The sequence below is a fragment of the Embleya hyalina genome (assembly GCF_003967355.1).
GTDB classification, from domain to species: domain Bacteria; phylum Actinomycetota; class Actinomycetes; order Streptomycetales; family Streptomycetaceae; genus Embleya; species Embleya hyalina.
The window spans coordinates 118,586-133,801 of sequence record NZ_BIFH01000034.1; the positions used below are offsets into that span (position 1 = coordinate 118,586).

Below are 15,216 nucleotides of genomic sequence, written 5' to 3' on the forward strand. Positions count from 1 at the left end.
GATGCCGGGAGCATCCCCGCTCGCGCGGGGCCGACCAAAGGCCCCCCGAGTACTACGACGTCATCGAAGGAGCATCCCCGCTCGCGCGGGGCCGACGTTCCGTGAACGCGGTGCCGGTCGTGTCCACGGGGAGCATCCCCGCTCGCGCGGGGCCGACGTCACCAGCTCGGTGTGGGCGCCGTTCGAGAAGGGAGCATCCCCGCTCGCGCGGGGCCGACTGGCCGCGCGCCTTCGCCCACGCGGTGAACGCAGGAGCATCCCCGCTCGCGCGGGGCCGACCCGAGCCGGGGCCGGTTGCGAAATAGCCGCCCGGGAGCATCCCCGCTCGCGCGGGGCCGACGCCGAGACGGTTGTCGACGACCAAGTGGGGCCAGGAGCATCCCCGCTCGCGCGGGGCCGACAGACCGGCCCTCTCGGCGAGACCTGGTACAGCCGGAGCATCCCCGCTCGCGCGGGGCCGACTCGTCGGCGGCCACCGCGGCCTCGACGTGCGCGGGAGCATCCCCGCTCGCGCGGGGCCGACACTGGATGACCTGGGATTCTACCAGTGGGTAACAGCATTTTCGCCCGGTTGCATTTTGCCACCACCGTGTCGTTTGCGGCGGGGTGAATCTCTGGCAACATCACGGTAGTTCACCCGACGACCCCCTCGGTGCCTCTCGAGTGGTAATCGATCCGGGCCAGCCGGGGATCGCAGCCATCGGCATCGCCGCTCCCGTCCTCGACGTGCCGTCGGCGAGACCGGCGGCGCATTCCTCTACGGGCATCGGGAACGTCGATGAACCCAATGCCCTTACACGCGGGACCAATTCGGGATCAACCGTCCGTGGGGACCGGCCATGACCGGCCGTCGGGCCCGCCGCACCACACGGTCTGTGTGCCGTCGGCGGCGACGTCGAGGCCGAACGTGTCGAAGGCCGGTCGGCCGTTGTCCGTCCACCGGGACCAGGCCGCGATCACCTCGTCCCACAGGCGCCCTCGCCTTGGTTGCTGTGGTCGGCCCGGTCGAACCGGCCCTGCTGACCGCGTGGACCGCCCACTACCGCCGGCTCGGCGTCGAGCGCTTCCACCTCGCCTTCCACTTCCCCCAGCACGTCCCCGATGCCGGGCGCCGGCAACTGCTGACCACCGCCCGGGAACTCGGCCTGCCCACCGGCCAGGTCAGCATGGGTCCATGGCACGAGCACACCAACTCCGAACTGCGCGACGCGCTGCGTGAACAGGCCGGCCCCGGTTGGCACCTGCTCGCCGATTCCGACGAGTTCCACACCCACCCTGCCCCGCTCGCCGAGGTCACCGAGGCGGCCGAGGAGAACGGCCGAGCCGTGGTGGGCGGGCTGATGCTCGACCGCGTCAGCGCCGACGGCCGCCTCGCCCTCTGGCGCCCCGAGGACGGACTCGACCGCACCTTCCCTCTCGGCGGCCACCTCACCCACTGCCTCCTGCACGGAGACCCCCGCAAGATCGTCCTTGCCCTCTCGGACGCCGCCGTCGCTTCCGGTAACCACCACGCCCCCGGCCGCAAGCCCGACCCCCACACACTCGCGTGCGTCCACCACTTCAAATGGCGCTCCGGCGTCGTGGACGACCTGCGTCGCCGCGTCGACCACTTCACAAACGGCGCTTGGACCGAGCACACCCCGGCCGTCCGCAGCGAGGCTACCCGCCTGCTTCAGCACATCGACCGCCACAACAACAACCGCATCGACGTCTCCGACCCCCGCCTCGGGTTCCGCCACGTCACCCTCGACCGCATGCCCGATGACTGGGCCACCGAAGCCGCCCGGATCCACACCGCTTGGCGCCCGCCCCGTCAGAGCTGGCCCGGCTCCACGATCTCCTCGCCCTCATTCTGAGGTGCCTCGAACCGCGCGAAGAAGTCGTCCAGAGCCTCAGGGGTCACGATCAGCGAGTTCGCGTCACCTCTCCGGTTGCGCTCGGCCAGCCTGCGCAGCAGCTCGTCCCGATCGACGGGGAAGTAGAGCAGCCGCCAGCGCCCGCCGGCCGACTCCACCAGCTTCTTCATCGCATCGCGGTCCTTGCGCGGCCACAGCCCGTGATCCCACACCACATCCCGGCCCTCGGAGACCAGCTCGACCAGCCGTGAGTGCAGCTCGGCGACGACCGGGGCCTCCTTCTCGAAGTAGGTGTGCTCCGGGTAGTCGACGCCGTACCGACCGTGCCGCTCGTGGACGACCTCGTCCACCGAAAGCCGCACCGCGCCCGGTGGCTCCAGCTTCCGCCGAGCGTAGGTCGTCTTTCCCGAGCCGGTGAGCCCCACCAGCAGGAACACCACTGGAGAACTCTCGGCCACTGACGACTCCCCTCACCGCTACCGGCGTTCACCGGCAAGTCTGCCACCACGGTCGGTTCCGGGAACCGCGTTCCGAACCCGCCACCACCGAAGGAGACACGCGTGCCCGCATCCGCCCTCGCCCGCCTGCTGCGGGCCTACGTTCGCCACGCGCCCGGAACAGTCGGCAAGCGCCCGCTCGTCGACCGTTTCCTCGACGATCACCTTCGAACCCATCCCCTCCACACCACCGCTCGGTTGCGCTCGGGTGACCTGGTCACCGTCACCACTAGCGACGTCATTCAGCGATACCAGTACCTCTTCGGTGAGTGGGAGCCGAACCTGAGCGCCTTCCTGCGCGACCGCCTGCGGCCGGGAGATACCTTCATCGACGTCGGGGCCCACCGTGGCGCGTTCAGCCTCCTGGCCTCCCACGCAGTCGGACCGACCGGCCACGTCGTCGCCATCGAGCCCACCCCGCAGTTCCACAAGGACCTCGTCGGCGCAGCCTCTACCAACCACCGCACGAACATTCGCACCATCCGCTCGGCCGCCTCCGACACCACCGGCACGCTGATCCTCTACCTGGAGGACCCGGCCAACCTCGGCCACACCACTGTGGTTCGACCCCGCAACGTCCACACCACATTTCACGTGCCGACCGCGCCACTTGCGGAGCTGCTCAGTCAGGCCGAGCTCTCCACCGCCCGGGTCATCAAGATCGACGTCGAGGGCGCCGAGGCGGCGGCGGTCAGGGGACTGCTGCCCGCGCTTCCGCGCCTGCGCGAGGACGCGGAACTGGTCGTGGAAGTCACCCCCAGGCTCCTGGCCAAGCAGGGCGAGAGCACCACCGGCATCATCGACAAGCTGCGCGAGTACGGCTTCCACGCCTACACGCTCACCAACGACTACGACCCGGCCACCTATCCCCGGGCCATACGCCGCCCTCAGGCGCCCGTCAGGTGCATCGGGACCCCGGAGCAAATGACCGACTTGGTCTTCTCTCGTATCGACGCCGACCTCCTCCCCCTCGATTGCCGAGCAGGACCCACACATCCCGGCCGCGGGGTCGGCCCGAGTCGCCTGCCTCGCCGATGACACCCGTGGCGCTATGACAAGGACTGGGTACTTTGACGAACAACAGTGTGATGAACAGTCGCAATTCGGTCTGCGTGATCGTTCACGACAAGGACACCGACACGATTGCCGCCGTGCACTACGCCGCCCGAAACTGGTTGCCGCAGCCCGCCTGGACGGTCCCGGGCGGCAAGGCCGAGCCCGGAGAAGCCCTCGACGAGGCCGCCGCTCGCGAACTCGAAGAGGAAACCGGTCTGCTCGTCGATCCGGCAGATCTCGTACTCGTCCACGTGATCCACGTCGAACAGGGCTGAGACCAGGCCGGGCAGTTCGTCCTCTTCGTCTTCGCCACCGACACGTGGACCGGCGAACTGACCAACACCGAGCCGGACAAGCACCTGGCCGCCCGGTGGGTCACTGCAGGTCGGCTACCCGAGCCCGCGTTCCCGACCTCCGCGCAGGCACTGGCCGCCTACCACGGCGGACGTCCCTCCTTCTCCCGCCACGGATGGTCGGTCCTGTACTGAACATCCTGCGAACGTGTCCCGAAAGGTACCGAGATGCCGATGAGTAGTGCCGATGAGTAGTAGGGAGGACGGGCGCTCACGACGGCGAGGGAGAGGGTCTCGGTGGAGGTGATTCCGACCTCGATGAGCGCCGGTGCTGGGCAGCACCCCGCCTGATCTTGGCTCGTATCAGTCTCTTGAGAAGAAGTCAGACAGGGCAGCATCGAGGGTAGGTCGGCTGCCGGGAGGCGCGATGCTGAACTACGCAGGGGACTGGATATTCCCGAGGGCCGAAGCTTTCAAGACCGAGCGGGAGCTCAGCACACATGTCTTGAGTGTGCTCGAAAAGTGGTTCCACATCGAGGAGCAAGTGCCGGGATTCTACCGGGGCCGCGAGCCCGTGAGAATCGATGCGATTCTAGTTCCACGTGATCCCGAGCCCTGGTTCGACGAAGAGCCAGCGTTCGGGGTGGAGTTCAAGCGCCCCGTGGAGGACATGAATCTAGGGTCTTACCATGCGTGGGCTGGGCAGGCTGTCGACTATGCGCACTGCGAGTTCGGGCATCATGGGCGCCTTCAGGTATTCCTCTGCCCCTCGCCCATGGTCGGCTATCTGGCCAGCGAGCGCCACATGACTGAACTGCGGCAACGGCGTGCGAACCTGCCGGCATTCACAGAGCAGAGTGAGCTGAGCATTTCGGCCCGACTGCCGGCCCCGGGGGATGTACCCGAAATAGTTCGGGCGCGAGCCGACAAGAAGAGGAGGGATGAGCAGGCCAGACTCGATACCGAGGACGCCACAGCCCGCAGTCTCGGCTTCGAGGACGATGTGCATAGGCGACAGGAGGAACGTCGATTCACAGCGCTGGAACTTATGCGTCTTCTGGGTCAGCTCAACGTAGGGGAGCTTATGCCGAGCCGATACTACGGCTGGACGCTGCTGCGTTCCGGCATGCCGCTGTGGTCGCAAAATAGAGGCGTCCACCGTAGGTTCAGCCTCAAACCGCGGACAGCGGCTCGCGATCGTTGACCAGACGTACGCCGTCCGGTGCAGCCAGGAAGGCCGAGGTCCCTGAGGTACGTCAGTCGGGCAGAGAAGTGCCTCCAGTCAAGGCTTCAACCAATTCGATCACCCCCGGCCCCGGCGTTCGACCATACCCCTACCCGGTGTCGTGGATCCGTGCTGTCGGCCGTCGGGTCCGGTGTCACCAGGCCGTGTTCGGCCACGCCAGTCCACACCACCCGGTGGGTCACGGCACGAAGGGGGTGCCGTCGGGATTGTGAACGCCGGTCCAGTCGACTGCCCTGATCCGGTCGCCCGGAGCGGCGTCCTCCTGGGCCCTTGTCCGGAAGCGCAAACCGCATGATCGCGAGCTGGACGATCTGCCGCAGCGGGGTGGAGCCGACTACGCGGTCGAACTCGGTGCGGCGTTCCTCGGGGAGGTTGGCGCGGATCTCGTCGAGGGTGTCGAGCAGGGCGACGGTCTCGCCACGGACGCTCGTGGTGGGCATGTGTCCAGGGCGGCACCGTCACCCGGGTTGATCGGTAGCCGGCACACCCGGCAACACGACGCACCGGGTACCGCTCCCGACTTTGGCAGACCGGAACGATGCGACGACGTCGGTGCCCACGCAGTTGACGCAGTAGCTCGCCCAGGCATCCCCACGCTCGCGGGGCCGACAACACTGCGGTGACGAGGCCCTGTTCCGCATCCGGACCATCCCCGCGTTCGCGGGGCCGACCACGTCGTCGACAGCCGCTCGGTGACCCGGGTGGGACCATCCCCGCGCTCGCGGGGCCGACCTCGGCCAGCGACACCAGCGCCGCCTCGACCAGGGACCATCCCCGCGCTCGCGGGGCCGACAGCAGCCAGTGCTGGACATCGCCGGGAACCATGGGACCATCCCCGCGCTCGCGGGGCCGACAAGACCAGCAACGTCTCGGTGGAGTTCATGGAGGGACCATCCCCGCGCTCGCGGGGCCGACACTGGATGACCTGGGCGTCTACCAGCGGGTAACAGCCTTTTCGTTCGGTTGCATCTTGCCATCCATGCGTTGTCCGCAGCGTAATGAACCTCCGTCGATACCAGGGTAGTTCCCCGGACGACCCCCTCGGTGCCTGTCGAGCGGTGATCGATCCGGCCCGACCGAGGGTCGAGATACGACGCGGACAGACTCGTTCGCGTGGGTCCGAACGCCCTCGCGTCGATCCTCGACGCCTGCTGATCCGGGTGGGCCCACCGGCCCGCCCGCTGCTCGGGGCGGGCCGGTGGGCCCATGTGCTCACGGAATCGATGCTGTCCGTCGCATCGCAACCGACGGGTGGATTCGTCAGTAGCAGTCCAGGCTGGAGGCCGCGTCGTTCGACTGCACGTTGGACGAGCTCGCGCCCGGCAGCATCCTCCAGATGCGGCCGCCGCCGGCGCCGTAGTCGTTCCAGACGTCGACGAACCTCGACGGGGAGTTGTCCGCCCAGGCCGACGCCTGGTCGTTGAAGCCGTAGTCGGTCAGGTTGATGATCAGGCCCGAGCAGATCGCCGGGATCGCGTTCCAGGCGAGCATGCGCCCGCCGAAACCGCTGTGCTCCCACAGACAGAACTGGTTGTAGCCGCAGTCGGCCACGCCACGCAGGCTTGCGAGCTTCAAGGTGACGGCGCCGTTCTGCCAGGAGACGGTGTCCGCGCCGGTCTGCACGCCGCCGGGGTGCTCGGCGAGCACCTGGGCCATCTGCGTCCGTAACGATGCCGCCGTGGGGGCGGCGTCGGCAACGCCGGTGCCGACGGGTAAGCCCAGGCCGACGACGACCGCGGTGGCCAGTGCGGCTGACTTGATCTTCATTCGATACCCTCGCTGTCCGTTCGCATGGATACGTTCGGTACGTTCGCGCGGTTCGACGGATCCAGGAACGGGGAGGCGGGGTTCCGGTGGACCCTCGCGGACCCTCTCGCGCAGGGCAGAACGTGCTCACCGGAACGGTTTCCGCTCCGCGCCGCTCCCGTACCCATTAAGTCGAACCCGGCGCCCCCGGGCAAGCAAACACGATATGAACTCCCGCCCCAGACAAGGCAATTGCCAACCCAGGCATCTCATCACCCGGCACCCACACCCCGCCCCGCGGGCACCGCGCCGGCCCGGCCGGGAGTGCTCTTCCGTGCCGCCGGCGGCCGGTGAAGGAGACGCTGCGCCCGGGCATGTGCCGTTCGTCGACCGGGTGTCATCGCAGCCCGGTCGCCGGTGCGCTCTCGCCGGGCGTAGCCGGGGCCGCCGGGGAATTCACCCCCTCCGAGATCATCCGTGCCGGGTACTCGCGGCGCCGGAGCAACACAGCCGGGAGCCCGGGGATGATCACCTTCGGGTGTCGTACAGGGTCCGCGTCCACACGTGGCGGTCGACCCTCGGGTCGACCAAGGATCGCAGCCATCGGTGTCGACTCCGCCTTCGACGCGGACGTCGGCAGGCACCGGCGGCGCGTCCCGTATGCGGGCGCCGAAATCGTCGAGGAACCGAATCCCCCGCCTGCGCGGGGCCGACTCGCCCTTGGTGAAGTCGTCCGGGTCCCACACCGGAACATCCCCGCGTTCGCGGGGCCGACGCCCACCACCGACTCGCCGACCTGATGGACGCGGGAACATCCCCGCGTTCGCGGGGCCGACCCGGCGCGCTGCTTGAACATGTCCTCGGTGTAGGGAACATCCCCGCTCGCGCGGGGCCGACTACTCGCCGGGCTACAGGTTGCGCACTGTGCAGGGAACATCCCCGCTCGCGCGGGGCCGACGGCCGGTCAGCCGTTCCTTGCTGTCGACCTCCGGGAACATCCCCGCTCGCGCGGGGCCGACGAGGGCGGCCCGCGGCAGGGTCCGCCGGACGAGGGAACATCCCGCGTTCGCGGGGCCGATGTCTCCTCCCACCGGTACGGGTCAGCAACGAGGGGAACATCCCCGCGTTCGCGGGGCCGATGCGACGTCGAAGGCGACCCACGACGTCCAGGAGGGAACATCCCCGCGTTCGCGGGGCCGATGCGGGCGGGGCGTCGGCGTACCCGGCATCGGAGGGAACATCCCCGCGTTCGCGGGGCCGATACGGACACCGAGACCTTCGACCTGCGCGCGCTGGGAACATCCCCGCGTTCGCGGGGCCGATGGGGGCGGGGGAACGGTCCCCTTCCTGGGGAGGGGAACATCCCCGCGTTCGCGGGGCCGATCTCACGTCGTACTCGTAAATCGACTCGCGCCCAGGAACATCCCGCGTTCGCGGGGCCGATCACTACCTCCAAGCCCTCGTCGAGGACCGCGCGAGGAACATCCCGCGTTCGCGGGGCCGATACTGGATGACCTGGGCATCTACCAGCCGGTAACAGTGTTTTTGCTCGGTTGCATCATGCCACCCATGCGTCGTCGTCGGCGAGGTGAATCTCCTCTGACCACACGGTAGTTCACCCGACCACCACCTCCGTGCGTCGAAGGAGTGATCGATCCGGGCCGATCGAAGTCGGCACGATCGGGGTGACCCCGTCCTCGACGCTGGCCGGATCGACCGACCAGCACGCCGTTGCGCTGCGCCGAGACCTCGCTCCCGAGCGTCGAAGGTTCGGGGAGCCTCGGCGTCACCGACGCGACAAGGCATCCCCGTGCGCGGACGTGGTGCGTTCGGCGGGGTCGAGGGCCATGGCGGTGTCGATGAACACCTCCAACTCCGGGTCGGCCCAGGGGCGGACGTCGGCAAGGGGGACGCGCCGTCGGCCGGTGGCGATGTCCTCCAGGACCTCGCCGGGGGTGGCGTCGGGGCCGGCCACGCGGTCGGTGGCTGGGGTGGTGCCGGTCCAGGCCCACCGGATGGCCGCGCCGAGGCTGTAGATCTCGGCGGCCTCGGTCACCTCCAGGTCGACGTCGGCGGGGGTGTCCAGGAGCCGGTGGGCGATCTCGGGTGCGGTGGCTTGGTCCCCGCCGCCGCGGTAGGGGCCGGGCAGCGGCGACAGGCGTGGGTGGTGCGCGAGGTCGTGGTCGATGAGGTCGACCCGGCTTTCGTCGGGGGAGATGAGGAGGTTGTCCGGGTGGATGTCGCCGTGGCGCCATCCGGCCGCGTGTCGGCTCTCGAGCGTGGTGTACGCGGCCGACGTGATGGCGCGCAGGCGTTCCGCGAAGTCTTGCGTTGCCGCGTTGTCGCGGGCGGCCCGACACCATTGCCACAGGGTGGTGCCGGGCAGCCAGCCGAACGCGGCCCAGGTACCGGCGTCGTTTTCGCCGTGGGCGGAGGCCATGGTGGTCAGGCCCTCCTCGCGCAGGAGCGCGACGGCGCGGGCCTCGTGCACCAGGGATGCCGCGGCGGCGGGTTGCGCGGCGGTCTTGATCTTCCAGTCGGTGGTGCGCCATGCGTTGGTGTGGTGGGGGCTCAGAAGCTGCGGGGCCTCGGTAACGTTGAGGGCGGTGAGCGCGGTGGCGAGGAGCGGGTCCATGCCTTACATCCTTGCGGGTTCGGGTGGTGTGGTGGGGCCGTGGACGAGAAGGCGGGCGATCGCGGTGGAGATCGGCAGGCCGGTGCAGGTCTCGATCGCGCCGAACTCGCCCACGACGTTGGTCTCCAGGTAGTGCCACGTCCTGCGCTGGTCCACCACGAAGTCGAGCGCGCTGTACGCGAGGCCGAGATCGCGCACGTGTTCCACGCAGGCCCGCGCGATGTGCTCGGGAGCGGTGATCGCCTCGTGGTGGTCCACGGGGGCGTTGCGGCAGTCGAGTTCGTCGTGGGTGATCGCCGCGGCGAAGACCCGGTTGTCGACCACGGTCACCCGGGCGTCGAACGCGCGGTCCTCGACGAGGGCTTGGAGGTAGTGCACGGTGCCAGCGACGGTGGTCGCGTCGTCGCTCGCGCGCAGGCGGGTGGTGGGGATGAACGTGGTGTGCCGTTGGGTCTGGGCCTTGACCACGACCCGGTCCCGCTGTTCGGCAACGAACGCGCGCACCGTGTCCGGGTCCGACGTGAGCAGCGTGTCCGGGACGGTGAAACCGGCCCGGGCTGCGGCCGCGAGCTGCGCCGGTTTCAACCGCGCGGCGGCCCCCACCGTGGGGTCGCCCACCCACACCCTCAACGGCGCCGTCTTGAGCAGTCCCAGCAGCGCGGTCGTGTTCTCGTGCGCCCGCCACCGCTCGTCCGCCTCGGGGTGTGCCTCGGGCCGGGTGGGCTTGCGCCAGTACACCGCGCACCCTTCGTCCAGGATCACCGATCGATCCCCGTGATACAGACGTGTGTGCCATCGGCCTCGGGGGTCGAATCGGCCGTCGACGCGCGGGTCCTCGCGCATACGCCCGGGGTCCAGCCGCAGCACCACGGCGGCGTGGCTGCCGAGCCGATCCACCACCATGTCGGCGGTGAAATCGTTCTCGGCGGCCACGACCACGACCCCGGGACGGGGATCGGTCATCAGTCGTCCGTCTTGAGCCCGGACGGCTCCTGGGTCTGGGTGTAGTCGGCGACAAGCGCCGGGTCGACGGAACGGATCAGCAGATTCCCGTCGACGACGACGTTCGCGCAAAGGATCGGGTCGTAGCGGTGCTCGGGCAGCGGCCTGACGCTGCCGGTGTGGGCAACTCTGCGGCCGAGGATCAATGGCTTGCTCATGACTTCGTGCCTTCCTTCCCCGAGTTCCGAACCCCGCCCACGTGGGCGGGACTCCTGATGGCGGTCCGGTCGGGGGCCGGGGCCTGCCGACCGGACCGTCACCTCCCAGTGAAGTCGCGTGCGCCCGAGGCGACCATGCCTCTGGCGCCCCAGGGGCGTTAAGCGCGTTAATCGACCTCACACGTCGTGCCCACGGGGGTGACCGTCATGACGAACACGAGCCGCCCGCCCAACCGATCACTGCAAGCGCTGGTCGCCGAGACCGGCTGCGCGTACGAGGCGATCGCCCGCACCGTCAACGCCGTCGGCGCCGAGGCGGGCCTGTACCTGCACTACACGCGCCCGTCGGTGGCACAGTGGATGAACGGCGCACGGCCACGCGACCCGGTACCCGCATTTTTGGCGGAGGCGTTGTCCCGCCGCTTGGGTAGACCCGTGATGGTGTCCGATATCGGCATGGCACCCCCCGGGGACGGCACCGGCATCGGCCTCGCCGGGGATCTCGATCCCGCCGCCGCCCTCGCCGACCTCGGGAGCACCATGCGACGACGCACCCTGATCACCACCGGCGCCTACTCCCTCGCCGCCGCCTGGGCACTGCCCGACTGGCAGGAAATCGCCGAACGCGGAACCCTCACCGCCCGCGCGGCCGGACCGCGCATCGGCGCCGGCGACGTCGCCGCCGTCCAAGCGATGACCCGCATGTTCACCCAAGTCGACGACATGCACGGCTCCGGAGCGGTCCGCGACACCGCCCTGGCCTACCTGACCAACGAGGTCGCCGCCGACCTCAAGGCCGACGCCACCGACGCCGTACGCCGCGACCTGCACCGCGCCGCCTCCACACTCGCCTACCTGGTGGGCTGGTACCACTGGGACTCCGAGCAACACCCCGCCGCGCAACGCCTGTACACCCTCGCCCTGCGACTGGCCGCCTCCGCCGACGACGGCCCCGCCTATGCCACCGTCCTGCGCGGCATGTCCGTCCAGGCCGGGAGCCTCCATCACCACAACACCGCCGTCCACCTCGCCGAACAGGCCGTCACCGCCGCCGGCGGCATCACCGCTTCGCCCCTGCACCGCGCATTCGTCCTCGCCTCGCTGGCCACCGCCACCGGCGGCGTCCGCAACCGCCGCGCGGCCCTGCGGCACCTCGCCGAGACCGAACACGCCCTGGAACGAGCCGACCAAGCCCCCGGCCCCAGCGGGGGCTTCCACGCCGCCTCCCTCGAACACACCGCCGCGCTGACCCACCGCGCCCTCGGCGACCTCAAGACCGCGACCGCCGCCATGGACCGAAGCAACCGGGCCCGCCCCACCCACGAACGCACCCACCGCGCCGTCTCCTCCGGGATCCTCGCCGAGATGCTCCTCGACCTCGGCCGCCTCGACGAGGCGTGCCAGGCCTGGACCACGCTCCTGGACGAACACGCGAACGTGCGCTGCGGACGGGCCGACAGCGCGGTCGCCCTCATGCGCGCCCGACTCCGCCCCCACGCCCGCATGCCCGCCACCGCCGCTCTCCTCCAAAGATCGGGCACCGGGAGCCAGGGCCGGACAGCAAATGGGCCGTGACACACGAACCACCGACCCCGCCAAACGAGCCGACGCGAACGTCCGTCCCGCCCGACCGCCGAATCGAAGGCTCCAGGATGGAGCAGGTCCGGAGCCCCGGGGATAAAGCTACCGAGCGGCACTTGTGCGTGAGTCCGAACAACCCCTCGTTGCCCTCCGGCGTTCGCAAGTTCGTCGAACCATCCCCGCGCTCGCGGGGCCGACAAAACAACGGGAACAGGGGACCGGATCCGATGAAGCGAATCGACAGCACCCGGCCCGCAGGAAGCACCCCCGCTCGCGCGGGGCCGACTACATGCGCGTGAGGGTGCCCGCGCTGGCGACGGGAACATCCCCGCGCTCGCGGGGCCGACTCGAGTCCGCGACGGCAGAGGTCGAGCCACGCCGGAACATCCCCGCGCTCGCGGGGCCGACGAAGCGGTCCTGCGCCTGCCGAAGCCCTGGAGGGGAACATCCCCGCGCTCGCGGGGCCGACGTTTCACGCGGAACGGCCTCAGCTCGGGTCGTGGGAACATCCCCGCGCTCGCGGGGCCGACGCGGGCGGGTGGTCGGTGATGGGCACCGTGCGGGGAACATCCCCGCGCTCGCGGGGCCGACCGGACTCCTGTCCGCTTTAGGTGGGTTTTTGGGGGAACATCCCCGCGCTCGCGGGGCCGACTGTTCCGTCGAAATCGGTGCCAGCGCGGATGACGGAACATCCCCGCGCTCGCGGGGCCGACTCTCTGAGAGCCCGGGAGCGTAGACCCGCTGTCGGAACATCCCCGCGCTCGCGGGGCCGACGCGCCGCCCGCCGCGAACAGTCCCGTGGTGCCGGGAACATCCCCGCGCTCGCGGGGCCGACTCGCCGCACAGCCGAAGCAGACGCCGCCGCCCAGGAACATCCCCGCGCTCGCGGGGCCGACGCGATATCCCCCGCAAACCACCAGACCGAGTAGGGAACATCCCCGCGCTCGCGGGGCCGACGAAGTCGGCGCCCCACACCGGCGCGACCGGTGGGGAACATCCCCGCGCTCGCGGGGCCGACTACGTGGACGAGGCGACGACCGTCCCGCAGGAGGGAACATCCCCGCGCTCGCGGGGCCGACCGGCTCTGTAGCGCCTCCAGCGTCAGCGCACTGGGAACATCCCCGCGCTCGCGGGGCCGACACTGGATGACCTGGGCATCTACCAGCGGGTAACAGCGTTTTCATTCGGTTGCATCTTGCCACCTGTGAATTGTCTCCGGCCCGGGCAAATCTCTCCCGCCACCAAGGTAGTTCACCACCCACCCCTCGGCGCCGACGAAACGGCGATCGATCCGTGCCGAACCCCGCACGCCCCGAGGCCCACCCCGCTCCCGACGCCGGACGGATCGAAAGCCGGGCCGCCATGCGCCGAACCGATCGCACCCTCGAGGAGCGCACCCCCGGGTGGAGAGGGCCCGCCGTGTCCGCAGGCAACACGAACGGATCCTTACGGCCGAGCCGAGCAGTCCCGCGTTCGCGGGGCCGACACCGATTTCGGTGGCACGTCGCTCCGGGCGCTGGGAGCACCCCCGCGTTCGCGGGGCCGACATCCCCGTGTGCGAGACAGCGTGTCCACGTTGCGGAGCATCCCCGCGTTCGCGGGGCCGACGACTACCTGCAAAACGGATCGTTCCGGCGTCATGGACCATCCCCGCTCGCGCGGGGCCGACGAGTCCACCCCCACCGCCCGCAGGCGACGCCCGGGACCATCCCCGCTCGCGCGGGGCCGACGCCGGGGCGTAGTTGCTGAACGGACACGCCCAGGGACCATCCCCGCTCGCGCGGGGCCGACGGCCCGCCCTGGGCGAACGCCGCCGCCATCTCGGGACCATCCCCGCTCGCGCGGGGCCGACTCCGCCGTGGTCCTTGGCGAGCCGCGTGAGCCGGGACCATCCCCGCTCGCGCGGGGCCGACACTGGATGACCTGGGCATCTACCATTCGGTAGCAGCGTTTTCATTCGGTTGCATCTCGCCACCCATGTGTCGTCTTCGATGACCCGAATCTCCGTCGAGACCACGGTAGTTCACCCAAGCGCTGCCCTCCGTGCGGCGAAGCGTCGTTCGACCCGGAGCGGCCGAGGCGGGCACGGTCGGAGCACATTCCGTCCTCGACAGCGTCCGGAGCGAACCACCGGCTTCCCGCTGCGCCCCGGCACCCGGACTGCGCGCGTGGAAGCGACGCCCGCGCCGGACCGGCCGTGCCCCGCACGATCGGGAGGGTGAACCCGCCCTCGACACCAGCCGGATCGACCGACCGGCCCGCCCCTGCGCTGCGCGAGGGGGCCGACGCCTCGCACCTGCTCGAGCGCTACAACACCCTGGGAGCATCCCCGCTCGCGCGGGGCCGACGAGAACACTCCTCCACGCCAGGATCACTGGTGGGAAGCATCCCCGCGTTCGCGGGGCCGACTCGTCGCGGACGCCGAGACGCACGGCCTCCTGCGGACCATCCCCGCGTTCGCGGGGCCGACGGTCCACCCCGTGAAAACCCCCTGAGACACCGAGGACCATCCCCGCGTTCGCGGGGCCGACAGGCCATCCGCATCGGAACCGGAGTAGCCCAACGGACCATCCCCGCGTTCGCGGGGCCGACGTCCTGGACGTCGGCGACGGTGGCCGAGACCAGGGACCATCCCCGCGTTCGCGGGGCCGACGCGTGGGTCACGTAGTGCTCGCCGCGGTGGGGGGACCATCCCCGCGTTCGCGGGGCCGACGCGGCGATGTCGGCGGCGGGGGTGTGGTCGATGGGACCATCCCCGCGTTCGCGGGGCCGACGGGATGCGACGCGGCTACCGGTACTACGTCCGGGGACCATCCCCGCGTTCGCGGGGCCGACTACGGGACCGCCTTCCTGGCACTCGTGCGGAGAGGACCATCCCCGCGTTCGCGGGGCCGACGGTCAGTTCGGCGACCTCGACACACTGGCCGCCGGACCATCCCCGCGTTCGCGGGGCCGACGGCCCTTCGCCGGCGCAGGGTGGCGATCCCCGGGGACCATCCCCGCGCCTGCGGGGCCGACAACACGGTGACAAGGGAGCCTTGTCGCCGACGGGGACCATCCCCGCGCCTGCGGGGCCGACGTGAGGGCGGAGAGGGCGAGGACGGCGACGACGGGACCATCCCCGCGCCTGCGGGGCCGACACCGAC

At 70.3% G+C, this 15,216-nt stretch carries 10 protein-coding genes and 3 CRISPR repeat arrays (1 of these 13 running past the window's edge); of the genes, 5 read left to right on the top strand and 5 right to left on the bottom strand.

All coding sequences use genetic code 11. The features are described 5' to 3' along the window. Window positions 1-523: direct repeats of the CRISPR family, unit length 28 nt; unit sequence GGAGCATCCCCGCTCGCGCGGGGCCGAC (it extends 542 nt beyond the left edge of the window). Window positions 524-992: 469 nt separating this feature from the next. Beyond that, window positions 993-1,856: a glycosyltransferase family protein gene (locus tag EMA17_RS36555; RefSeq protein WP_246127137.1), complete on the top strand. Its 864-nt coding sequence runs from the start codon at window positions 993-995 to the stop codon at window positions 1,854-1,856. Here the strand turns inward: EMA17_RS36555 and EMA17_RS36560 are convergent. Further along, window positions 1,814-2,314 carry a P-loop nucleotide/nucleoside kinase family protein gene (locus tag EMA17_RS36560; RefSeq protein ID WP_218043185.1) on the bottom strand — a complete coding sequence of 167 codons (501 nt, stop codon included), beginning with the start codon at window positions 2,312-2,314 and terminating at the stop codon, window positions 1,814-1,816. The genes EMA17_RS36555 and EMA17_RS36560 overlap by 43 nt on opposite strands. A gap of 102 nt (window positions 2,315-2,416) precedes the next feature. On the opposite strand from EMA17_RS36560, the gene EMA17_RS36565 reads away from it, so the two are divergent. From EMA17_RS36565 to EMA17_RS36575, 3 genes are all read left to right on the top strand, one after another. Beyond that, a complete protein-coding gene (locus tag EMA17_RS36565; RefSeq protein WP_126641494.1) occupies window positions 2,417-3,391 on the top strand; it encodes an FkbM family methyltransferase in 975 nt (324 codons plus the stop codon). Window positions 3,392-3,441: 50 nt separating this feature from the next. Beyond that, window positions 3,442-3,684 carry an NUDIX domain-containing protein gene (locus tag EMA17_RS54635; RefSeq protein ID WP_246127133.1) on the top strand — a complete coding sequence of 81 codons (243 nt, stop codon included), beginning with the start codon at window positions 3,442-3,444 and terminating at the stop codon, window positions 3,682-3,684. Window positions 3,685-4,030: 346 nt separating this feature from the next. Next, window positions 4,031-4,906 carry a hypothetical protein gene (locus EMA17_RS36575; protein WP_126641495.1) on the top strand — a complete coding sequence of 292 codons (876 nt, stop codon included), beginning with the start codon at window positions 4,031-4,033 and terminating at the stop codon, window positions 4,904-4,906. Window positions 4,907-6,208: 1,302 nt separating this feature from the next. Here EMA17_RS36575 and EMA17_RS36585 read toward each other — a convergent pair. The 4 genes from EMA17_RS36585 to EMA17_RS36600 all read right to left on the bottom strand — a co-directional run bounded on the left by EMA17_RS36585 (window position 6,209) and on the right by EMA17_RS36600 (window position 10,489). After that, window positions 6,209-6,715, bottom strand: coding sequence for a peptidase inhibitor family I36 protein (locus EMA17_RS36585; protein ID WP_126641496.1), 507 nt, complete (start codon window positions 6,713-6,715; stop codon window positions 6,209-6,211). A gap of 725 nt (window positions 6,716-7,440) precedes the next feature. After that, window positions 7,441-7,714: direct repeats of the CRISPR family, unit length 29 nt. 766 nt (window positions 7,715-8,480) lie between these two features. Then, window positions 8,481-9,329, bottom strand: coding sequence for a protein kinase family protein (locus EMA17_RS36590; protein WP_126641497.1), 849 nt, complete (start codon window positions 9,327-9,329; stop codon window positions 8,481-8,483). Window positions 9,330-9,332: 3 nt separating this feature from the next. Then, window positions 9,333-10,292, bottom strand: a complete 960-nt coding sequence (locus EMA17_RS36595) for an MvdC/MvdD family ATP grasp protein (protein ID WP_126641498.1) — start codon at window positions 10,290-10,292, stop codon at window positions 9,333-9,335. After that, on the bottom strand, window positions 10,292-10,489 hold the full coding sequence (locus EMA17_RS36600) for a hypothetical protein (protein WP_126641499.1): 198 nt from the start codon (window positions 10,487-10,489) through the stop codon (window positions 10,292-10,294). Before EMA17_RS36600 ends, EMA17_RS36595 begins: the two co-directional genes overlap by 1 nt. 207 nt (window positions 10,490-10,696) lie before the next feature. Here EMA17_RS36600 and EMA17_RS36605 point away from each other — a divergent pair, with 207 nt between their 5' ends. Then, on the top strand, window positions 10,697-12,064 hold the full coding sequence (locus tag EMA17_RS36605; RefSeq protein ID WP_126641500.1) for an NsdA family TPR-like regulatory protein: 1,368 nt from the start codon (window positions 10,697-10,699) through the stop codon (window positions 12,062-12,064). Window positions 12,065-12,388: 324 nt separating this feature from the next. Further along, window positions 12,389-13,211: a CRISPR direct-repeat array (repeat unit 29 nt). Window positions 13,212-15,216 lie beyond the last annotated feature (2,005 nt).

Excerpts from the sequence above, each read along its gene's own strand:
- EMA17_RS54635 (WP_246127133.1), top strand. The coding sequence starts at position 3,442 with ATGAACAGTCGCAATTCGGTCTGCGTGATCGTTCACGACAAGGACACC.
- EMA17_RS36585 (WP_126641496.1), bottom strand. The coding sequence starts at position 6,715 with ATGAAGATCAAGTCAGCCGCACTGGCCACCGCGGTCGTCGTCGGCCTG.
- EMA17_RS36590 (WP_126641497.1), bottom strand. The coding sequence starts at position 9,329 with ATGGACCCGCTCCTCGCCACCGCGCTCACCGCCCTCAACGTTACCGAG.
- EMA17_RS36595 (WP_126641498.1), bottom strand. The coding sequence starts at position 10,292 with ATGACCGATCCCCGTCCCGGGGTCGTGGTCGTGGCCGCCGAGAACGAT.
- EMA17_RS36600 (WP_126641499.1), bottom strand. The coding sequence starts at position 10,489 with ATGAGCAAGCCATTGATCCTCGGCCGCAGAGTTGCCCACACCGGCAGC.
- EMA17_RS36605 (WP_126641500.1), top strand. The coding sequence starts at position 10,697 with ATGACGAACACGAGCCGCCCGCCCAACCGATCACTGCAAGCGCTGGTC.